The following is a 21,614-nucleotide window of genomic DNA, read 5'->3' on the forward strand; positions in this document are numbered from 1 at the left end:
GATGATGCCCCCCATCCCTGGTATAGGTCAGCGCCGGGACAGAACGGCGATGAGGCATATGCCGCCGATGAGCGAGGCGAAAAGGCCGAGCGGCAAATTGTAGGGAAATGCCGCCATCCGCGCGAGCCAGTCGGCCAGGATCATCAGCATCATGCCGATCAGAACGGATGCCGTGATGAAGCCTTTCGGCCTGTGAAAACCGAAGGTCCGGGCCAGATGCGGCGCAATCAGGCCGATGAAGCTGAGCGGTCCGATCATCATCGATGCAATGGCGGTCAGAAGGGCAGCAATCAGCACGATCGCGAGACGGGACAGGGTCAGCGGCAGGCCGAGGCTGCGCATGGCAACGTTTCCGAGCGGGAGAATATCGAGCCAGCGCGAAAGGAGAAACAGGACGGTAAGGCTGACGATCAGTACACCGCCTGCGATCCAGAGTTGCAATGGCGCGATTTGCGTGCCTGTGCCGCTGAGCCATGCGAGAAGGACAAATGCCTGTGGTGAACCGGTGGCGATGATCGCGGTCAGGATGGAACTCACCATTGCACCAAGGCCGACACCCGCCAGCAGGAGTTTTTCGGAGCCGAAACCGCTGCGTGCGGCAATGGCGAGAATGAAGGCGAGGGCGAAGAGCGCGCCAACCGTTGCACCGGCCCATTGGGCGTAGAGGCTGGTTTCGGCAGAGAAAAGAAGAACGACGGCAAGTCCCGCGCCGCAGCCAAGGCCGATCCCCAATATTTCCGGGCTTGCGAGCGTATTGCCCGTCATGCGCTGGAGTATGGCGCCGGCAAGCGCAAGCATGGCGCCGGCCAATGCCGCAAGGAACAGATGCGGCATACGCCAGTAAAGAAGCTCCTCAAATAATGGTCCTTTTGCGATCATCCAACCATCGGGGCCTCTGCTGAGGCTGAGAGCGAGTATGACCGCCAGACCGATCAGTGCCACAAGGCCCATCAGAAAAAGTGCGGGATGGTTTTGTCGCGAAATATTGGTTTCCGGTCTGTCCGAGGGCCACTCAAACATATGAAGGCGAGGCAGCATCCAGAGGAGAAGAGGGCCTCCGAGAAGTGCCGTGGCAGCTCCTACGGGCAGGCGGTCGCCGGTGAAATTCTGGAAGAGATGGATGAGCGCATCCGTTAGCCAGAGCAGTATGGCGCCGATGGCGGGCGCCGCGAACAATCGGGATTTCAGACGCCGTGCGCCTGAAAGTTGGGCGAGGGCATGTGCTACCAGCCCGACGAAGCCGAGAATTCCGACTTCAGCCGTGATACTGGCGGCCAGCCAGACGGCGATGGCGATAACGGCCAGACGACTGGTCGCGAGCGATATGCCGAGATTGCGCGCATTGGCCGTCTCCAGCGCAAGCAGGGTCAGCGGACGCAGCAGAAAGAACGAAAATCCGCCTGCGATGGCGACCTGTGAACTCAGCGATAGTGCGGGTTTCCAGCTTTGCTGTTCCAGCGATCCGCCGCCCCAGACGAACAGCGAAAAGACATATTCGCCGTTGGCCAGAATGAGCGCCGTGCTGGCGGCGGTCGCGGTGAGGGAAACGATCATGCCGCAGAGGATGACGGATGCCGGTTCGAGCGAACGCTTCCAATTGAGCGCAAGAACAAGTGCAACGGCTATAAAACCACCGCCAAGCGCCAACCATTCGCGCATTATGACTGCCGCGGGCAGATAGAGCATTCCCGCGGTCATGGCCAGTTGCGCACCGGCCGCGATGCCGAGCGTGGAAGGCTCTGCAAGCGGATTGCGAAGCACCTGTTGCAGCAGCAGACCCGAAAGTCCCAAGCCCGCACCGCAGATCAGTGCCATCGCGCTGCGCGGCAGGATGACATCGAAGGCGATGATCCTGTTGAGAGCGAGCACATCCGGGGCCGAGAGCGCTTGCAGCAATTCATGGCCGGATAGTCCGGCGGCAAGGCACGCCAGCAAGGCCCAGAGCAGGTAAATCCCTGGAATGGATTTAACGCCGCGCAAATCATTCATGCGAATTTCCTCGCCATATCGCGCGAAGCCGGCGCAGGAAATGCCTTGCTGCCGGCAGGCCGCCGAAATGATCGATCGGCGGCAGAAAATGGATGCGATTTTCCTGGACGGCGGGGAGTGCGTTCCAGAGCGCGTTCTCCGGCAGGCGCTGCAATGTTTCCCGGTCGGTCGGGCCGATCACGATGACGGAGGCGTCGGGCGCACGGGCGAGTTCTTCGAGACCGACTGGTGCTGCGGCCGAATAGCTTGTCGCGGCATCCCAGGCATTTTCCAGTCCCACCCGCTCCAGAACATTGCCGAACAGGCTGTCTTTGCCGAATGCGCGAAGATGCCGGGCATCGCCGAGACTGATTATAAAAGCCTTGCGCCGCTCCAGCGATGCGAATTGCCGTGAAGCTGCTTCAATTTCGACCGCACTGGCCACAACCAGCGCGCGGGCGTTGTCTTCCAACCCGAGTTGTTCTCCCAGTTTCAGGGTTGCATCTTCCAGAAGCGCATAAGGCGGCTTGCCCGCCATGTGAACAGGTGGTGCGAATACGGGTGCGATGCGTTCGAAAGATGGACGCTGATATTCATAGAAATTGGAGGAGACGATCAGGTCCGGGGCAATAATATGCAGGAGTTCGAGATTGGGCGCGCCGCGCAGCCCGAGATCGGAGACGCTACCGGGCACATGAGGTTCAAGGCCGAGCTTTCGGTATTGCACGAGTTCGGTGGCGGCGGCGGGAACTGCGCCAATGGCAAGTGCGGTTTCCAGCATAGCCCAGTCGATGACGGCAAAACGCCTTGCAGCCGCGCGGGCGGGCCACCCAACGGGAGCGAGCGCGGCCATGCCGGCAAACCGAAGAAGGCTGCGACGGGTCAGCAAGGCGTCAGTCCTCACCCTGACGGGGCCGTCGCGGCATTGTTCCTACCATTTGGTATGGACCTTCAGCAGCGCTTTCCGGCCTTCGCCATAACCGCAGACATAGACGTCCTGACATCCGGCGACATAATCCTTGTCGAAAAGATTGGTGACGTTGAGATCGACGCCCCAATTATCCTTTTCGTAGCCGAGTTTGAAATCGACCAATGTGACAGCGGGCACCTTGAGCTTGTTTTCAGCATCGGCATAACTGGAACCGACATAGCGGATACCTCCGCCAAGGGTCAGGCCCTGAAGTGCTCCTTCCGGCACCTTGTATTCAACGAAGATCGAAGCCTGCTGTTCGGGAAGAAGGGTAGGTCGGTTGCCGATGAGCGCGGCGTCGTCATCTTCCTTTACCTTCAGGTCATAGGCCGTGATGGCTGCCGTGATCTTCCAGTCCTGCGCGATATTGGCCTGTAGTTCCAGTTCCACACCACGTGAATTGACCTTCCCGATCTGTGAGACGTTGTTGAACGGACCGGTCAGGACATTTTCCTTGGTGAGATCGAAAATGGATGCCGAGATGAGGCCGTCGAAGAAATCGGGACGATATTTTATCCCGGCTTCATACTGGATACCGGTTTCAGGTTTGGCGGGCGTGATCGCGACATCGGTGCCCGTGACCGTTCGCCCCAGCTCATCGATAACGGGATTGAAGAACGTGGCGACGCTTACATATGGCGTCAGGCCATTGTCGAACTCGTAACCCACGCCGACGCGGCCGGATGCGCGGCCTACATGGTCCTTATAGCGCGGCAGGCCCGTGGCCTCGGTGGAAACATAGTCGTAGCGACCGTTCAGCGTGACGATCCAGCCATCGCCGAATTCCATGCGGTCCTGCGCATAAACGCCGACCTGATGGCGCTTGAGATTCTGATCGATGTAGGGATCGCCCATCGGGGGCTGCGTTGTCCCATGGACCGGGTCATAGGCGTCGATCGGCGTGCCTGTGCCGCTCTGCTGCATCTGGTCGATGTCGAAGAATTTGTATTCGAGGCCGAACAGCACATTATGCGTGATCGCACCCGCATTGATCGCGCCTTCGAGCTGGTTGTCGACAAGGAATGTATCGACCGTCGTATCGTGCCTGAAATTGATCCGGGAAAGATTGGGATTACCGGGCAAGGGCTGCGCCAGGAACCCCTCATAGCCGTAAGCGTAGAGGCTGTGCTCCTTCACATGGGCATGACCGTAACGCAGGTTCTGGCGCACGGTCCAGTCGTTGTCGAAACGATGTTCGAGTTCGTAGCCGATGGATGCCTGTTCCCGGTCGTAGGAATCGAGACCGGGTTCCGTGAAGTTGGCCTTCCTTGAAATCCTGCCGAATTCCGTGGGCGTCACCGTGCCGTAATAGGGCAGGAAGCCACCGCCGTCATGATTAAGGTCGAGATGGGTATAATTGCCGAGTATGGTGAGCTTCGTCGCCTCATCCGGTCTGTATTCAATGCTGGGCGAGATGACGCCCCGGAATTCCCGGGCGTAATCGGTGTAATTGTCGCCGCCCTGGATCTTGCCATTGATACGATAATTGACCGTATCGCTTGCCTTGTCGCCGATGTCGAAACCCAGATAGCCGTTGCCATAGCTGTTAATGCCGGTTTCGACATAGCACAACCGCTCACCCGTTGGCCGCTTGCTGATATAATTGACGATGCCGCCCGGATTGCCGCCGCCATAAAGCGCGGAGGAGGCCCCCTTCAGAACGTCGATCCGCTCGATGCCGAAGGAGTCGATCAGGAAACCGCCGAAACCATAGCTGAAATTCTGGAGGCCGTCGAGATAGGTGCCGGAGGCTGTCGCATCGAAGCCGCGGATGTAGATCCAGTTCGTGTCGTTATCCACGCCGAAAGGCTGGGTGAAAACGCCTGACGTATAGCGAAGCGCTTCGTCCAGTTTTTGCGCGCCCGTTGCGTCCATCTGTGCGCGCCCGATGACGGAAACGGATTGCGGGACTTTTTCGATTGCCACGCTACTCTTGGAGCCGGTCGCGGTCGCAGTCGGGGCAAAACCTTCCAACGGTGCGGCACCATCCGCCCTTGACCCGTCGCCGGTCTGGATGACGACCGTATCGAGCTTGATCGTGTTTTCCTGCGCAATGACCGGAGCCGTTGAGAGCGGCAGAACCGTAAGCGCTGTTCCGGTGACGAGCAGGATCAGAAGATTTTGCCGGATGGATACGGTCATGTGGTTTAACCCCTTGATATTTCCCGACAGTGCCGGTTGGGGAGTTGTCCGGTCTTCGTTGAAGAACAAGGCAACTGGCACGATCATTGAGACGGGGTGCGTGGGCACCTGGATTAATATGAGTGTTTACATCAAGATATTGTGCGGGGATTGTTCGTTTTTTCGGTGAATTGAACGATTTTTGGCCAATGTGGAAAGCTGGACCCAAACGGTGCAGCCGCTCTATTGCGTCCGCTGTCGCAGCCAGGCGGCGGGTGTTGTGCCGGTCAGCCTTTTGAAAACACGGGTGAAATGCGCCTGATCGGAAAAACCTGTCACGGCAGCTATATGAGGTAGCGAACCGGTTCGCTGCACGAGAAGTGCCTGTGCGCGTTCTATGCGCCTGCGCATCTGCCAGGCATGGGGCGAAAGGCCGGTCGATACTTTGAAGGCGCTGCAGAAATAGGATTCCGAAAGGCCCACCAGTGTTGCAAGTTCCCGCAGACGGATGACCCGAGCGTGATTGTCCTCGATGAAATCCGTCACGCGGCGTAACTGGCGCGGAGGCAGTTTGCTGTTGTGCGGGCGCGGTTCCGGCCCAACCTGAAAAAGCTCCGCCGCCAGAGCGATAATCAGCCCCTCCCCATAAAGATCGTGCAGGGGGGCTTTCGAACCGCATTCATCCGCCAGCAGGCAACCGAGTTGCTCGATCCTGGCATTGGCGAACAACAGGTGCGGCCTGTCGATGGTGCTGCCGTTCAATGCGCCGCCGAAGCGTTGTTGCAGGACGTTCAGGTCCAGGTGAAGGTCGAGATGTTTCAGTGTGCCGGGGCGGGTAACGCGGCTCCAGATCGGCATTCCCGCAGGGATATAGCAAAGGCTTTGTTTTCTGGTCTGGCTGACCGGACCATGCGTATTCCGTTGCGGCTGTATGGCCAGTTCACCGCTGCTTTCCAGCACCATGAACAGGCGCGGCGCTTTCGAAACATACTCGCCCCGCGCGCCGGGGCCGCAATGGACCGACCATATATCGGCGATGGCTCCCGCCCACGCGCGATAGCGAAGATCGTCCAGCAGGTGGACGTCCTCGATGCGGCTTTTCATATGCGGATGGAAGTCCAATATGTTTTTCCCGGAAGATTATTGCTAAAACTTGTATATCGCTCTCATGTTTTGCTATCAACAGGCCGACGCCGCTTTCTTGCGCGGCTGTGATCCGAAATGGAAAGATTGATGACGCCAGCATTGTTCGAGCTTGAAAATGTCAGTTTTTCGGTTGCTGGGCGGACCCTGTTACAGCCGCTCACGATGTCGATATCGGCGGCGAGCCTGACGGCGCTTATCGGCCACAACGGATCGGGCAAATCGACCTTGCTGAAAATCCTCGCGCGCCAGCAGCCCGCTTCGGACGGCATGGTCCGCTTTGCCGGAAAGCCGTTGCGTGAGTGGGGCGACCGCGAGTTCGCCCGTCGCCTTGCCTATCTGCCGCAACACACAGCGTCCGCCTCGGGGATGCTGGTGAAGGAACTGGTGGCACTCGGTCGCTATCCCTGGCACGGCGCTCTGGGTCGTTTCGGCGCGCGCGACCGGAAGAAGGTGGATGAAGCCATCGAACTGACCGGGATATCGGCTTTTGCCGATCGGCTGGTCGATACGCTTTCCGGCGGAGAGCGCCAGCGTGTCTGGCTGGCCATGCTGGTGGCGCAGGATGCCGAATGCCTTCTGCTCGACGAGCCGACCTCCGCGCTCGATATCGCACATCAGATCGAAGTGCTGTCGCTCGTGCGCAAGCTATCTCACGAAAAGAAACTCAGCGTCTTTGTCGTCCTGCATGATGTCAACATGGCGGCACGGTTCTGCGATGAAGTGTTTGCGCTGCATGGCGGAAAGCTGATTGCGCAGTCCGCTCCGGCGGGCATCATGGTGCCGGAACGGTTACAGGAAATTTACGGCATCCCGATGGATGTGATGCGGCATGGCTCTACCGGTCATCTGATTGCCTCGCCGGTCTGATCCATCCTATCGAAACGCGCCCTATTTGTCGGTGTCTCGTCGGGCGTTGTCACCGTCATGGCCACGCCGCCAATAAGCCACGACCAGATGCCGGTTTTTCGAGACGCCGCGCTCCTTGCGCATATAGGTGCGGATTGCGCGGAAGGCGTTGAATTCGCAGCCCGCCCAGACATGGATGTCTTCCTCGTCCTGCGGAAATTCCACGGCACGCACCGCGTCCTGAAGAAGCGTTGTCGTTCCTGCCGGAGCGCCGTCGCGGTGTAGCCATTGCAGATCGACATCGGCGCGGGAAACCAACTCCTGCTGTTCCGCCGCATCCGCGATTTCGATACGTATGACGGCTTTCGCGCCTTCCGGCAATCCCTCCAGAATGCGGCCGATAGCGGGCAGGGCGGTTTCGTCTCCGGCGAGGAGATACCATTTGGCCTCGCCGGCATCGCCGCCGCCCGGTCCAGTCATGCCGACAATATCTCCGGGCTGCACGTTGGTCGCCCAGCCGGAACCCGGCGCATCGCAATCGTCGCCGTGGACCACCATGTCGATATCCACCCAACCGGCTTCGGGATCGATATTGCGGATCGTGTAGACGCGCGTGTCGAGCCTTGCTTCGCCATCCGGCCAGACGGGGCGTCCATCCTCACCCATTACGGGCCATTGCGGCTTGGCAGCGCCTTTCGGCGGGAACAGGAGGCGGATGTGCAGGCCGCCTTGGCAAAACCGTCGCAGATTTTCGCCCCTGAGCCGCACGCGGCGCATATTGGGCGTAACATTCGAGACGTCGATGACGCGCATTTCGCGGAAGAATGGCAACGGCAGACCGGCCGCGCCGTCACCTTGCCAGACGATGTTGGGCTTGGTGCCTCCCTTGTCCAGAAACTCCAGCACATGCTCGGCGATGGAATATTTCATAAAGGCAAGGCCTGTTTCATCGTCGCTTTTGACATCGAAACTCACGGTTTCATCGTCCCATTCAACGTCGGCCTCACCGAAGCTCAGCACCAGTCTTGCGCTGGTCTCGTGTCGCTGCACATCGCCGTGTTCCACGAAATGATCGAGAACCTGACCGACGACATGACCGGCATTGGCGAGCGTGAAGCGGGCACTGGCATTGAGTTCGGACATGAACCCGTCCTCCGTTGGATGATCTTCGCCAATCCTTATCCGAATATAACATGACTATTCAAGTCATCATTTTGATGGGCGCGACAACCGCACGCAATCCTGCCGCTTACAGATCAGCCGCCTCAAAGACGCTTGCCGTCCAGTCGAGAAACACCCTCACGCGCGGCGATAACTGACGGTTCTGCGGATAATAGGCCGCAAGCGGAAGCGGGGGCGGAGGCATGTCGGGCAGGATTTCAACGAGGGCGCCTCGCGCCAGATCTTCGCGGAAGCGGTACCGGGGCGCCTGTATCAATCCAAATCCCATGCGTGCGAGGTGGTGCGCCGTTTCCGCCTCGTTGGCGCTCACCCGGCATGGAAGCGTTATCTCCCGGAGACCATCGGTCGTCTGGAATTCCAGCGGCATCACACGCCTCGTACGGGAGGAAACAAAGCCGATCATCTGATGCCCGGCCAGTTCCTCCATCGAAGCGGGCATCCCGTGGCGCTCGATATAGTGCGGGCTTGCGCAGGTTATCTCCGGAATGTCCGGTAGCCTTCGCATGATCAGGCTGCTGTCATGCGGATCTCCGGCGCGAATGACGCAATCAACACCCTCGCGCACCAGATCGATAAGTCTGTCGCCCTGACCGATATGCAGGTTGATCTGTGGGTACGATTTCAGAAACTCCGGCAGGCGCGGCAGCAGGAATGCCCGCGTCAGTGCTCCGTGTGCGTCTATGCGCAGCACACCCGAGGGGCTGCCGCCGCGCAAAGCGCCTTCCGCTTCATCGATGTCGGCGAGTATCGACAGGCATCTTCGATAATAGGCTTCGCCATCCAGCGTTGGCGCCACGTGACGGGTGGTGCGTTCCAGCAGACGGCTGCCGAGTTGCCGCTCCAACCGCCGGATCGCTTCCGTAGCGGTCGAACGCGGAATATCGAGATCGGCGGCTGCCGCGGTGAAGCTGCGACGGTCGATGACTCTCACAAAAAGGCGCATTGCATCAAGACGATCCATGATTATTCGTATTATCCGAATTTTATTACCAATAAAAGGATGATTATTCAGCTTAGGCGCAGCGCTATCTTCTTGTCGAACAAAGGAGGTTCCCATGAAACTGAAAGACAAAACCGCTATCGTGACTGGCGCCGGAAAAGGGATCGGCGCGGAGATCGCCCGCCAACTGGCGCGGGAAGGCGTCGCAGTCACGGTGAACTATGCGCGTGACGAGAACGCAGCCCGTCAGGTCGTGCTGGAAATCGAGCGGGCAGGCGGCCGGGCGGTCGCGGTACAGGCCGACATCGGCGCCCCGGCTGGTATGCCTGCGGTGTTCGACGCGGCCGAAGCTGCATTCGGACCGGTCGATATTCTGGTCAATAATGCGGGTTTAATGCGGCTCTCATCCGTCGCCGACGCAACCGATAAGGACATTGAAGACCATTGCGCCATCAATCTCGCCGGTACATTCCGTGGAATGCGTGAAGGGGCCAGGCGGCTGCGTGATGGGGGGCGGATCATCAGCATATCGTCAAGCGTGGTGGGATTCTATCAGCCCGGCTACGGACTGTATGCTGCAACCAAGGCCGGGGTCGAGGCGCTCACCCATGTGCTTGCCAAGGAGTTGGGGGCGCGGCGGATTACGGTGAATGCAATCGCGCCCGGCCCGGTCGAAACCGATTTGTTCCTGAATGGAAAGTCGGAGGAACTGGTCGCGAACATCACACGTATGATTCCGCTCGGTCGACTCGGACGCCCAGAGGACATTGCGGAATCTGTTGTGTTTCTCGCCGGTCCGGAAAGCGGCTGGATAAACGGCCAGACTATCCGCGCCAATGGCGGCGCGATCTAATCGTTGCTCGCTAACATAAGGGCGGCCACTGCCTTTTGCGAACCGCGAACTGCTCAAGCTCCATGATTCCCCATGTCTTGACATGCCGGTCGGAAGCTCACGCGATGCTTCCCGATTTCATTTTGGAAAAACTGCGCCGGTTGAGAGCTGGCGCGGTTCGTTCTGTCTTTTCGTGGCGATATGGGGTCACGCCGCTTGTGGAGCGCGCTCCAGGTGTCTTATAAGGAAGGCGTTGCAAGTCGATTTGCACAAACATGCAGATTGTTCGATTTGGCGCTTGCTTTCCTCCATGCTTTTGGTTATCAGCGCACCGTCCAGCCGGAAACGGTTGGCTCCTTCGGGAAGATGGAACAAAGTTCCGGGCCGCTTTAGCTCAGTTGGTAGAGCACATCATTCGTAATGATGGGGTCGCGTGTTCGAGTCACGCAAGCGGCACCAGCACCTCATAAAATCAGCCAGTTAGTTATCGGCTTCCCTCGTCAGGGCTTGTCCGTTTGTCTATTGCACGGAAGTTTTTCGTCAGGAATGCGGTGCCTGAATGTCTGTCCAGTAGAGCAGGCGCCGTCGTTTTCAGGCCTCCATGCATAACAGCCATGTTGTTTTGCCGGTTGTCTAAAGCCGTCGAGACGCCCATCTGGCAGGCAATTGCAACACACCCGGATTTCCCGCGATGAAGCCGAACACTTATGCGGCCACGGTCCTTGTGGCGTGTGCGCTATTTTTAGCCTGGTCCATAGCGGAGCGGGTTCGATCCGAAATGGTGTCAGCGCCAACGCCGATAAAACGGCGCTGAACGGATACACGCACGTCTGTCGTGCGGCGTTGGTTTTCGGTCTGCGCAATAAATGGCCCGACAGAAGCGTTGCTGAGCGGGCCATAAGCTTGCGAATGCGTCTTATCTATCCAGAAGACTGTCGATCTGAGAGAACTCGTCTTCGGAAATTGTCCGGTTGAAAGCAGTTTCCAGCTGGTCCTTTGCGTCGTCCAGCGCCTGCTGGCGTTCGGCAGGGTCTTCGATCGCCATTGCGGCGTCGAGGGCCTGCTCGTAGGATGCGATTTTCCCGACGGCGGAGTTCGGCGCGGCATTTGCCCGTGCTGTTGCCGACGCATGGGCGGCATTCAGCGGGCCAAGGGTGTTTTTATCCCTGGTTACGCTCGCCTTGGTAACGGAATCCGTCTTGTGCTGCCCCGATTTCGTTGCCGAAGACCGGTGGGAAGCGCCATTGCCGGAATGGGCGGAGTTTCCTCCCTTGCCGCCACCATGGCTACCGCCATGCCCTCCACCATTTCCACCGCCGTTACCGCCGCCATTTCCCCCACCATTGCCACCGCCTTCACCTTTGGCGTAGGCAATATCGCTATGGGTGACGCCCGTTAACGCCGGCAATAAACTGATCGAAAGGGCCAGTCCGGCAGAAATGCCGAGAATACCCATCTTGCGGCTGATTGACATTGTCCATCTCCTGTTAAGAACCAATTTGAATATTAGCAAAATCTGATGCGGCAAAAGATGGGCGAAGGCGCGAGCAGCCGTTCACTTATGATTATAGGTGCGGCGGGATCGTGAGCTGATCCTTGTCGGATTGACAACAATCATGCGTTATAGGCTTCTATCGAGAAATAACTTGACGACGGCGGGCCGGGTTCGGTAACTTCTGGCAAACCTCTCATTTGGCATTTGGGCCCTTACTGGAATGAAAATTCCAGTGGGGTTTTTTGTTTGGCGCTCAGCATGGTCACGAACGGCAAAAAGAATATTCCTGTAGGCGTGTTGTTCTCGCACTCCGGTCCCTATGAAAAGCTGGGCTATGAGGGGTATTGCGGTGCCATGTCGGCAATCGGGGCGATCAATAGTCTTGCCCTTCCGTTTCATCTGGTGCCCCGCATTGCGGATCCGGGCGGCAATACCGACCGTTATGCGGCGCTTTGCGACGAGTTGATAAGCCGGAATGGCGTGCGTCATGTGGTTGGGTGCACGACCTCCTGGAGCCGCAAGGAGGTTATCCCTATCGTTGAAAAGCGGGACGCCGTGCTGTGGTATCCGTGCGTTTATGAAGGTTTCGAAGCCAGTGACCGCGTTGTCTATGTTGCTGCCTGCGCCAACCAGCATCTGGTGCCGCTGATCGATTTCGTCATGCCGCGTTTCGGCAAGAGGGCCATTCTGCTCGGCTCCAACTATATATGGGGCTGGGAAACCAATCGCCTGGCGCGCGAAATGCTCTGTGCCGCGGGTGGAGAAGTGCTCGGTGAGCGCGCCATCGCCATTGGCGATACGGATATCGACCATCTGATCCGCGAGATCGAGCACAAGAAGCCGGATTTCGTCCTCAATAATCTCATCGGTGAATCGTCATATGCTTTCCTGAAAGCCTATGCGGAACTGGGTCGTCGCAATCCGGAGTTCAGTGCGGCGCGTCGCCCTGTCGTCTCCTGTAATTTCTACGAAAGCGAACTGGAGCGCGTGGGCGCGGACGCGGAAGGCAATTTCACGGTCAGCTGTTATTTCCGCTCCCTGCCTGGGGAGGCCAACGGGGCGTTTCTCGATGAAGCCCGGACAAGCGCCTTTAAAAGCGGGATATCGGCCTTCTTTGCCGAGAGTTACTCCAGTATTCTGCTGATTGCGGCGGGGATAGAGCGCGCGGGAACCGACGACGTCGAGGCCGTGCTTGCTGCTGCCAAAACCCACGCAACCGCCACGCCGCTCGGTGACCTCATCGTCGATGCCGCCACCAACCACATTGCGTTGCCCGCCCATATCGGGCGTGCGCGGAGGGACGGCAGCTTCGACATCGTTCACCGGGCGGAGCATCCCATCCAGCCGGACCCTTTCATGGCCCGGACCCATCTGCAATCCAATGCGAACGGTGCGCAGCAATCCGGCTTCCTGAGGCTCGTAAAATGACCAAGACCGACCGATCATCGCAATTTGCGACCAGAGACATGAGCTGGGGCGCATTCGAAAACTGGACGGCGCTGATCGTTCATCGCCGCCATGCGAATGTCGATGCGATTACGCAGCAACTGGGTCGTATCGGCGTGGATGCCGTGGAGTGCTGGCCGAATCTTCCCGAAGGTGCCGATATATCCCGCTTCAACATCGTCTTTTTCGATGTGGACATGGGGTATGACGAGCAGTTTCCGTGGCAGCCGCAGCAAGCGCCGGTGCCCACGGTCGCGCTGATCGGATCGGAAGCGCCGGGCCGGATTGGCTGGGCGCTCAATCAGGGCGCCGATGCACAACTCCTCAAGCCTATCGGCAGCGCTGGCGTATATAGCGCCCTGGTCATTGCCATGCACAATTTTCAGCGCCGCCATGCCCTGGCAACGGAGATCGGCGAATTGCGTGAGAGCCTCGCCGGTCGGGAAGCCATTGCACAGGCAACCGCGATCATCATGTTTGCGGATAATATTTCAGCGAAACAGGCCTATCAGAAACTGCGTCTTGCGGCGATGGCCGAGCGCATCAGTGTTGAAGCCTTTGCCCGGCGGTTTCTGACAGAAAACCAAACGAGGACCGATCGTGAGCGCGCTTGATACTCTCCCTGTTGGCCAGAGCAAAGCCGAACGCGGCGTTTTTGCCCGCATCATACGCAGGCCGCTGGCGGTTTTCGGTCTTGCGGTCATCATCGTCGCGGTGACGGCGGCTATTTTCGCGCCATGGATCGTACCCTTCGATCCGAATGAGCAGTTTTTCGACGGGCTGACGCTCGAAGGCGCTCCTCTCTCGCCTAATGCCAAATTCTGGTTCGGAACCGATCTGGTCGGGCGCGACCTGTTCTCGCGTCTTATCTATGGCGCGCAGACCTCGCTCATCATTGGCGTGGTGGCCAATGGCATTGCTGTTTTCATCGGATCGGTGGTCGGTATCTGCGCTGGCTATTTCCGTGGCTGGGTGGAAACCGTGCTGATGCGCTTCACCGATCTGATGATGGCTTTTCCGGCCCTTCTGCTGGCCATCGTGCTTGCGGCGATCTTCAAGCCGAGCCTGTGGATCGTCGCCATGGTGATCGCCATGGTCAACTGGGTGCAGATCGCGCGCGTGCTCTATACGGAAACCCGCTCGCTGTCGCAGCGCGACTTCATCGAGGCCGAGCGCGCCATGGGCGCGGGCGCGCCGCGCATCATTCTCAAGCATGTCCTGCCGCATCTCTTTTCCACGATGATCGTCTGGGCGACGCTCGGTATCGCCACCACGGTGCTTCTTGAAGCCACACTGTCCTTCCTCGGCATCGGCGTGCAGCCGCCAACCCCGTCCTGGGGCAACATCATCTTTGAAAACCAGACCTATTTCACGAGCGCGCCCTGGCTGGTGTTCATACCTGGCGCGGCGATCCTGCTGCTGGCGCTTGCCTTCAATCTTGTCGGCGATGTCTTGCGCGACGTGCTCGATCCAACACAGCAGGGGCACCACTGATGCTCGCCTATATTGCCCGCCGTCTCATCCAGACCGTGCTGATTCTGATCGGCATCAGTTTTGTCACCTTCATCCTGCTTTATCTGGTGCCAGCCGATCCGGCGCGTCAGATCGCAGGCCGCAGCGCCACGGCGCAAACGGTGGAAAATATCCGCGAGCAACTGGGGCTGAACTTGCCCTTTTATGAGCAATATCTGCGCTATCTAAAGGGTCTGGTTCAGGGTGATTTCGGACGTTCTTATTTGCAAAAGACCGAAGTTGCTTCGCTCATCTGGTCGCGTCTGCCTGCAAGCCTTCTTCTGATGGCGGGCGCGATTTTCTGCGAACTCGTTATCGGTATCACCATGGGCGTTATCGCCGCGACGCGACGCGGCACCCGCACCGACAACGCACTGATGATTTTCTCCTTCGTCGGCGTCTCCGCGCCGCAATTCGTCATCGGCATCTTGATGCTTTACGTCTTTGCCGTGCAGTTCGGCTGGTTTCCCATCGGTGGTTACGGCACCTTCCGGCATCTGGTTCTGCCCTCGCTCACCCTCGGCCTTCTGGGGGCTGGCTGGTATTCGCGCATGATGCGCTCGTCGCTGCTCGATGTGCTGCGTCAGGACTATATCCGCACCGCCCGCGCCAAGGGGCTGGCGCGCTGGAAAATCTTGATGCGCCACGCCATGCCCAACGCCATTCTGCCCGTCATCGCGATGATCGGCATCGACATCGGCCTGTTCATGTCGGGCATCGTGGTCGTGGAAAGCGTCTTCGGCTGGCCCGGCATCGGCCAGCTTGCCTGGCAGGCGATCCAGCGCGTGGATATCCCCATCATCATGGGCGTCACCATCGTGTCGGCCTTCGCCATCGTCCTCGGCAATCTTCTGGCCGATCTTGTCACCCCATTCATCGATCCGCGCATCAAACTGCGCTGACAAAAACACTCCAGAGAAAGGGAACCACAATGAAAAAATCACTTCTCATCGGCGCTTCCATGCTGGCGCTTGGCCTTGCCCAGCCCGCCATTTCGGCCGACATCAAGCAGGGCGGTTCCATGACCGTTACCTATAAGGACGACGTTTCGACGCTCGATCCCGCCATTGGCTATGACTGGCAGAACTGGTCGATGATCAAGTCGATTTTCGACGGGCTGATGGATTATGAGCCGGGAACAACGACTCTGCGTCCCGAACTGGCCGAGTCCTATACGATCTCCGACGACGGCAAGACTTTCACCTTCAAACTGCACAAGGGCGTGAAGTTTCACAATGGTCGCGAACTGACCGCCGACGATGTCAAATATTCCATCGAGCGCGTGGTAAATCCCAAGACGCAGAGCCCCGGCGCAGGTTTCTTCGGCTCCATCGTCGGTTTCGAGGATGCGTCGGCGGGTAAGGCGGAGCATATGTCGGGCATTACCGTGGTCGATCCCTATACGATCAAGTTCGAGCTGAGCCGCCCCGACGCGACCTTCCTGCATGTGCTGGCGTTGAATTTCGCCCATGTCGTGCCGAAGGAAGAAGTGGAAAAATACGGCGCCGATTTCGGCAAACATCCGGTCGGCTCCGGCGCATTCAAGATGACCGACTGGACACTCGGCCAGCACATCGTCTTCGAACGCTTCAAGGATTATTACAAGCCGGGCCTGCCCAAGCTCGACCAGATCACGTTCGAGGTCGGTCAGGAACCGGTGGTTGCGCTGCTGCGCATGCAGAATGGCGAAATCGACATTCCGGGCGACGGCATTCCGCCGGCGAAATTCATCGAAGTCACCAAGGATCCGAAATTCAAGGATCTGATCATTCAGGGCGGCCAGCTGCATACCGGCTACGTGACCATGAATGTGAAGATCAAGCCGTTCGACAATGTGAAGGTGCGTCAGGCCGTCAACATGGCCATCAACAAGGACCGCATCGTGCGCATCATCAACGGTCGCGCCGTACCGGCCACGCAGCCGCTGCCGCCGTCCATGCCGGGCTATGCCAAGGATTACAAAGGCTATCCTTTCGATCAGGCAAAGGCCAAGGCGCTTTTGGCCGAAGCGGGCCTAGCCGATGGTTTCGAGACGGAGCTTTTTGTCGCCAATACCGATCCGCAGCCGCGCATCGCGCAGGCCATCCAGCAGGATCTGGCGGCAATCGGCATCAAGGCTTCCATCAAATCGCTGGCACAGGCAAACGTCATCGCCGCAGGCGGCGAACCGGAAGGCGCGCCGATGATCTGGTCCGGTGGCATGGGCTGGATTGCCGATTTCCCCGATCCGTCCAACTTCTACGGCCCGATCCTGGGCTGCGGTGGCGCGGTTCAGGGCGGCTGGAACTGGTCGTGGTACTGCAATGAGGACCTCGACAAGAAGGCACAGGAAGCCGACGCCATCGTCGATCCGGCCCGCAAGGCCGAACGTGAGCAGCTCTGGCGCGACATCTATCTGAAGATCATGGAAGACGCGCCATGGGCTCCGATCTTCAACGAAGAACGCTTCTCCGTGCGCTCCGAACGTCTCGGCGGCCCGGATGCGATCTTTGTCGATCCCGTCCACATCCCGGTCAATTACGACGAGGTTTATGCAAAAGATGTGCAATAATTGCCAATATACCATCCATGGTCGCCATCATCACTTCGGCTGGGACAATTCGTTCCAGCCAGTGGAGACGGTCGCACCGGGATCGACGTTGAAATTCGAATGTCTCGACAGCGGCGCCGGGCAGTTTAATCCCAACAGCACGGTTGCCGACGTCGCGACCATGGATTTTTCCAAGGTTAACCCGGTCACAGGTCCGATCTTCGTCGATGGAGCCAAGCCCGGCGACATATTGAAAGTCACCATCCATCAGTTTGAGCCTTCGGGCTTCGGGTGGACGGCCAATATTCCGGGCTTCGGCCTTCTGGCCGACGACTTCAAGGAACCGGCGCTGGCGCTATGGGACTATAATCCTGCAACGCTGGAACCCGCGCTTTTTGGTAAACACGCCCGCGTGCCGCTCAAGCCTTTCGCGGGAACCATCGGCGTCGCACCGGCGGAAAAGGGCCTGCATTCGGTGGTGCCGCCGCGTCGCGTCGGCGGCAATCTCGACATTCGCGATCTGGCAGCGGGCGCCACGCTCTATCTGCCGGTTGAAGTCGAGGGCGCGCTGTTCTCCATCGGCGACACCCACGCCGCACAGGGCGACGGCGAGGTCTGCGGTACGGCGATTGAAAGCGCGATGAATGTCGCGCTGACACTCGACCTCATCAAGGACACGCCGCTGAAAATGCCGCGCTTCACCACGCCGGGACCGGTGACGCATCATCTCGACACAAAAGGCTACGAAGTCACCACCGGCATCGGCCCCGATCTGTGGGCGGGCGCACAGGCGGCATTGTCCAATATGATCGATCTTCTCTGCCAGACGCAGAACCTCAACCCGGTGGACGCCTATATGCTCTGCTCGGTCTGCGGCGATCTGCGTATCAGCGAAATCGTCGATCAGCCGAACTGGGTCGTGTCCTTCTACTTCCCGCGTTCTGTTTTTGAATAAAGAGAAATGAACATGAAAACGGTTTCCCCGCTTTTGCAGGTCAAAGATCTGGTGACGCAGGTGGCGACACCCGACGGTGCGCGCACCGTGGTCGATCATCTTTCCTTCGATCTGCAACGCGGGGAAACGCTATGCATCGCAGGCGAAAGCGGATCGGGCAAATCCATGACCGTGCTTTCGCTGATGCAGCTTCTGCCCAAAAGCCTTGCAAGGGTGGCGGGTGGTTCGGCCATCATGAATGGCCGCGATATTCTCAAGCTCAATGAAAGCCAGATGCGCGGTGTGCGCGGGCGTCATATCGGCATGATCTTTCAGGAACCGATGACCTCGCTCAATCCCGTGCTCACCATTGGGCGGCAACTTTCCGAAGCGGTTGGCGACGGCCTGTCCGGTGCCGCCACGATGCAACGCTGCAAGGAACTGCTCGATCAGGTGCAGATTTCCGACGCGGCCCGGCGTCTCACGCAATATCCGCACGAGCTTTCCGGCGGCATGCGCCAACGCGTGATGATCGCCATGGCGCTGGCGCAAAAGCCGGAAATCCTGATTGCCGACGAGCCGACCACCGCGCTCGATGTGACGGTGCAGGCGCAGATACTGGCGCTCATCCGAAAACTTCAGGCCGAAAACGGCGTCTCCGTCATCCTGATTACCCACGATATGGGCGTCGTTGCCGAAATGGCCGACCATGTGCTTGTCATGAATCAGGGGCGTCAAGTGGAACAGGGACCGCTTCGCGACGTGTTCTTCACGCCTCAGGATGACTATACCAAGCGCCTGCTGGCCGCAGTCCCGCGCCTTGGCGAAATGACCGGCACAAACGCCCCCAAACGCGCACCGGCACAAGCCAAAGCCGAACAGAAGCCCGAAACGGCCACGCCCGTGCTCGAAGTTGAAAATCTGGTCGTTCGCTTCGACATCAAGGGCGGCATATTGCAACGACCTGTCCGGCGCGTCCATGCGGTGGAAGGCGTGTCGTTTACCGTTAATCGCGGCGAAACGCTTTCGCTGGTAGGGGAATCGGGATGCGGAAAATCCACGACCGGCAAGGCGCTGCTCAATCTCGTCAACTGGAGCGGCGATGTGCGCATTAACGGCCAGAGCACCAGGGGCCTGAGCCGCGCCGCCATGCGACCGATTTTGCGCGACGTCCAGATGATTTTTCAGGACCCCTATGCCTCGCTCGATCCGCGCATGCGCGTCGGCGATCTGGTGGCCGAACCGCTGGTCATTCATGGTCTGGCTTCTGGATCGGAACTCAAGGACCGCGTGGAATATCTGTTCCGCCGTGTTGGTCTGTCAGCGGAACAGATGAAGCGCTATCCGCATGAGTTTTCGGGCGGGCAGCGCCAGCGCGTCTGTATCGCCCGCGCTCTGTCGCTGTCACCCAAACTCATCGTCGCGGATGAGAGCGTGGCAGCGCTCGACGTTTCCATTCAGGCGCAGGTGCTCGATCTGTTGCAGGATATCCAGAACGAAACCGGCATGTCCTATCTGTTCATCAGCCATGACATGGCGGTGGTCGAACAGATCAGCCACCGCGTCGCGGTGATGTATGCCGGGCGCTTTGTCGAAACCGGCACGCGCGCGCAGGTTTTCGAAAATCCGCAGCACGACTATACGCGCAAATTGATGGATGCCGTTCCGGTCGCCGATCCAGACCGGGATCGGCGTCTCTTCGTGCCAAATGAAGGCGAATTACCAAGCCCCGTCAAGCCGCTCGATTATATACCGCCTGTGTTTCACCAAACCGAAGTTTCTGCCGGGCACAGCGTCTGGCGATAGGGCCATTCCAGCAGAAGCGTCCCGAGCGCCGGTCTGATTCAGTCAGGTCGAAACGTGTTCTAACGAGAACGGGGGTCGAGCGCGTCACGCAGGCCGTCGCCAAGCAGGTTGAACGACAGAACCGTCATGAAAATCGCCATGCCGGGCCAGAGCGCCATCCATGGCGCATTGCCGAGGAAGCGTTGCGCCGAATTCAGCATGGAACCCCACGACGGCGCGGGCGGCTGCAAGCCCAGACCGAGGAACGACATGCTGGCTTCGGCTATGATCGCCGCCGCAATCGTCAGCGTGGCCTGAACCATAAGCTGCGGCAGGATATTGGGCAGGATGTGCCGCACCGCAATGCGCCATTGCGGATTGCCGACCGCATTCGCCGCCTCGACATATTCCTCCGCCCGGATCGACAGAACCTGACCGCGTGTCAGACGGATGAAGAGCGGCATCGCCGTGATACCGATGGCCAGCATGGCATTGGTCAGGCTTGGGCCAAGGAATGCCGCGAAGGCGATTGCCAGAATGAGAAACGGACAGGCAAGCATGGCATCGGTGAAGCGGCTGATGAGACCGTCGATCACGCCGCCAAGGAAACCCGCCGCAAGCCCAAGCGGCACGCCGATGGCCATGGCGATGCCAACCGATGTGAGGCCCGCCATCAGTGAAGCGCGCGCGCCCCAGATAATGCGGGACAGGATGTCACGACCGGTTTCGTCTGTGCCGAGCCAGTGAAGGGCGGATGGTGCCTTGCGCACGGCGGTCCAGCTTTGAGCCGCCGGATCATAGGGGGCCAGCAATGGCGCAAAGAGCGCTATGAACACCATGAACAGGACGACGACGAGGCCGACAAGCGCGCTCTTGCGCTTTGAAAGCCGTCGCCAGAAACGGCTCTGGAAAAAGCGCACCACAAAATTCGGAGAGGGTCGGGTTTGCGAGATCGTCTGCATGGTCAGCCTCTCAATCGAGGATTGGCGAGGATATATCCGATATCGGCCAGTAGGTTGAGGGTGATGTAGAACAGCGACGTCACGAGAACCACGCCCTGCACAACCGGATAGTCGCGGGTGAAGACCGCATCGACGATCAGCTTGCCGAAGCCGGGGATTGTGAAAATCTGTTCTGTCAGAACCGCGCCCGAAAGCAGGGCGCCGAATTCGAGCGCGCCAAGCGTGATGATCGGCGTCAGCGCGTTGCGCATCGCATGCTTGAACACCACGACCCATTCACTGAGGCCCTTGGCGCGCGCGGTGCGCACATAATCGCTGTCCAGCGCCTGCAACATCGCGCCCCGCGTGTGGCGCATGATTACGCCTGCGATTGCCATGCCCAGCACGAAAGCGGGCATCACCGTGGTGGAGAGGCTCATTCGCCAGTCTTCCCACGGGCTGACGAAACCGGAGGCGGGCAGCCAGCCAAGATGAACCGAGAAAAACAGGATCAGCATGATGCCGAGCCAGAAATTCGGCACCGAAATACCGGCCAGCGAGACGATATTCGTCGCATAATCGACGGCGCTGTTGCGCTTCAGCGCCGAGATCACACCGCCGGTAATACCGAGGACCAGCGCGACGATGATACCCATGACGGCAAGCTGTAGCGTGACCGGCAGTTTCAACAGGATAAGGTCGAGAACCGGGCGATTGTGACGCATGGATTCGCCAAGATCGCCGGTCAGCACGCCTTTCACCCAATAGAAATACTGGACGATGAGCGGCTGATCGAGATGATATTGGGCACGGATGGCCGCAAGCGTCGCCTCATCCGGGTTGTCGCCCGCCAGCACCAAAGCCGGATCGCCCGGCAAAAGATGCTGGAGCGAGAAAATGATGAGCGACAGGAGAACGACCGTCGGAATGAGTTGCAGCAGGCGGCGTACGAGAAGCGAGGACATG

The 21,614-nt window shown here is 59.0% G+C and carries 18 protein-coding genes and 1 tRNA gene; 10 read left to right on the forward strand and 9 right to left on the reverse strand.

All coding sequences use genetic code 11. The features are described from left to right. Positions 1-27: 27 nt before the first annotated feature. The 4 genes from fhuB to FHS76_RS15405 all read right to left on the reverse strand — a co-directional run bounded on the left by fhuB (position 28) and on the right by FHS76_RS15405 (position 6,181). Complete coding sequence (gene fhuB, locus FHS76_RS15390) at positions 28-1,989, reverse strand: Fe(3+)-hydroxamate ABC transporter permease FhuB (RefSeq protein ID WP_183654526.1); 1,962 nt, start codon at positions 1,987-1,989, stop codon at positions 28-30. Continuing rightward, on the reverse strand, positions 1,982-2,857 hold the full coding sequence (locus FHS76_RS15395; protein ID WP_235992691.1) for an ABC transporter substrate-binding protein: 876 nt from the start codon (positions 2,855-2,857) through the stop codon (positions 1,982-1,984). The genes fhuB and FHS76_RS15395 overlap by 8 nt, the downstream gene beginning before the upstream one ends. A gap of 42 nt (positions 2,858-2,899) precedes the next feature. After that, a complete protein-coding gene (locus tag FHS76_RS15400; protein WP_183654528.1) occupies positions 2,900-5,080 on the reverse strand; it encodes a TonB-dependent siderophore receptor in 2,181 nt (726 codons plus the stop codon). A gap of 222 nt (positions 5,081-5,302) precedes the next feature. Then, positions 5,303-6,181, reverse strand: coding sequence for a helix-turn-helix transcriptional regulator (locus FHS76_RS15405; RefSeq protein WP_183654529.1), 879 nt, complete (start codon positions 6,179-6,181; stop codon positions 5,303-5,305). Positions 6,182-6,292: 111 nt separating this feature from the next. Here FHS76_RS15405 and FHS76_RS15410 point away from each other — a divergent pair, with 111 nt between their 5' ends. Then, positions 6,293-7,072 carry an ATP-binding cassette domain-containing protein gene (locus tag FHS76_RS15410; RefSeq protein ID WP_183654540.1) on the forward strand — a complete coding sequence of 260 codons (780 nt, stop codon included), beginning with the start codon at positions 6,293-6,295 and terminating at the stop codon, positions 7,070-7,072. Between the two features lie 21 nt (positions 7,073-7,093). Here FHS76_RS15410 and FHS76_RS15415 read toward each other — a convergent pair whose 3' ends face one another. Together FHS76_RS15415 and FHS76_RS15420 are read right to left on the reverse strand one after the other, a co-directional pair. Continuing rightward, positions 7,094-8,194: a siderophore-interacting protein gene (locus FHS76_RS15415; RefSeq protein WP_183654543.1), complete on the reverse strand. Its 1,101-nt coding sequence runs from the start codon at positions 8,192-8,194 to the stop codon at positions 7,094-7,096. A 106-nt stretch (positions 8,195-8,300) separates the two neighbouring features. Then, positions 8,301-9,194 (reverse strand): LysR family transcriptional regulator, encoded by an 894-nt coding sequence (locus FHS76_RS15420; RefSeq protein WP_183654546.1) that lies wholly within the window; start codon positions 9,192-9,194, stop codon positions 8,301-8,303. Between the two features lie 94 nt (positions 9,195-9,288). Between FHS76_RS15420 and FHS76_RS15425 the strand changes: the two genes are divergently transcribed. Continuing rightward, entirely contained in the window at positions 9,289-10,026 is a 738-nt protein-coding gene (locus FHS76_RS15425; RefSeq protein ID WP_183654548.1) for an SDR family oxidoreductase, read from the forward strand. A 362-nt stretch (positions 10,027-10,388) separates the two neighbouring features. Continuing rightward, positions 10,389-10,464, forward strand: a tRNA-Thr gene (locus tag FHS76_RS15430). Between the two features lie 457 nt (positions 10,465-10,921). Here FHS76_RS15430 and FHS76_RS15435 read toward each other — a convergent pair. Continuing rightward, positions 10,922-11,479, reverse strand: coding sequence for a Holotricin-3 precursor (locus FHS76_RS15435; protein WP_183654550.1), 558 nt, complete (start codon positions 11,477-11,479; stop codon positions 10,922-10,924). A gap of 279 nt (positions 11,480-11,758) precedes the next feature. Here FHS76_RS15435 and FHS76_RS15440 point away from each other — a divergent pair, with 279 nt between their 5' ends. Genes FHS76_RS15440 through FHS76_RS15470 form a run of 7 tightly spaced genes read left to right on the forward strand, consistent with a single transcriptional unit; the run spans position 11,759 to position 19,728 of the window. Next, positions 11,759-12,928 (forward strand): transporter substrate-binding domain-containing protein, encoded by a 1,170-nt coding sequence (locus FHS76_RS15440; RefSeq protein WP_183654552.1) that lies wholly within the window; start codon positions 11,759-11,761, stop codon positions 12,926-12,928. Further along, complete coding sequence (locus FHS76_RS15445) at positions 12,925-13,560, forward strand: ANTAR domain-containing response regulator (RefSeq protein ID WP_235992693.1); 636 nt, start codon at positions 12,925-12,927, stop codon at positions 13,558-13,560. The genes FHS76_RS15440 and FHS76_RS15445 overlap by 4 nt, the downstream gene beginning before the upstream one ends. Continuing rightward, positions 13,547-14,440, forward strand: coding sequence for an ABC transporter permease (locus FHS76_RS15450; RefSeq protein WP_183654554.1), 894 nt, complete (start codon positions 13,547-13,549; stop codon positions 14,438-14,440). Before FHS76_RS15445 ends, FHS76_RS15450 begins: the two co-directional genes overlap by 14 nt. Beyond that, the gene (locus tag FHS76_RS15455) at positions 14,440-15,360 is read left to right on the forward strand and encodes an ABC transporter permease (protein WP_183654556.1); all 921 of its coding nucleotides are present in this window, start codon (positions 14,440-14,442) and stop codon (positions 15,358-15,360) included. Before FHS76_RS15450 ends, FHS76_RS15455 begins: the two co-directional genes overlap by 1 nt. A gap of 29 nt (positions 15,361-15,389) precedes the next feature. Next, positions 15,390-17,009, forward strand: a complete 1,620-nt coding sequence (locus FHS76_RS15460) for an ABC transporter substrate-binding protein (RefSeq protein ID WP_183654558.1) — start codon at positions 15,390-15,392, stop codon at positions 17,007-17,009. Beyond that, positions 16,999-17,943, forward strand: a complete 945-nt coding sequence (locus FHS76_RS15465; protein ID WP_183654766.1) for an acetamidase/formamidase family protein — start codon at positions 16,999-17,001, stop codon at positions 17,941-17,943. The genes FHS76_RS15460 and FHS76_RS15465 overlap by 11 nt, the downstream gene beginning before the upstream one ends. A gap of 6 nt (positions 17,944-17,949) precedes the next feature. Further along, positions 17,950-19,728 carry an ABC transporter ATP-binding protein gene (locus FHS76_RS15470; RefSeq protein WP_183654560.1) on the forward strand — a complete coding sequence of 593 codons (1,779 nt, stop codon included), beginning with the start codon at positions 17,950-17,952 and terminating at the stop codon, positions 19,726-19,728. A gap of 59 nt (positions 19,729-19,787) precedes the next feature. On the opposite strand, the gene FHS76_RS15475 is transcribed toward FHS76_RS15470, so the two are convergent. Further along, positions 19,788-20,669: an ABC transporter permease gene (locus FHS76_RS15475; RefSeq protein WP_183654563.1), complete on the reverse strand. Its 882-nt coding sequence runs from the start codon at positions 20,667-20,669 to the stop codon at positions 19,788-19,790. 2 nt (positions 20,670-20,671) lie between these two features. Next, the gene (locus FHS76_RS15480) at positions 20,672-21,613 is read right to left on the reverse strand and encodes an ABC transporter permease (protein ID WP_183654566.1); all 942 of its coding nucleotides are present in this window, start codon (positions 21,611-21,613) and stop codon (positions 20,672-20,674) included. Position 21,614: the final 1 nt, after the last annotated feature.

This window comes from Brucella daejeonensis (genome assembly GCF_014199265.1).
Classification (GTDB): domain Bacteria; phylum Pseudomonadota; class Alphaproteobacteria; order Rhizobiales; family Rhizobiaceae; genus Brucella; species Brucella daejeonensis.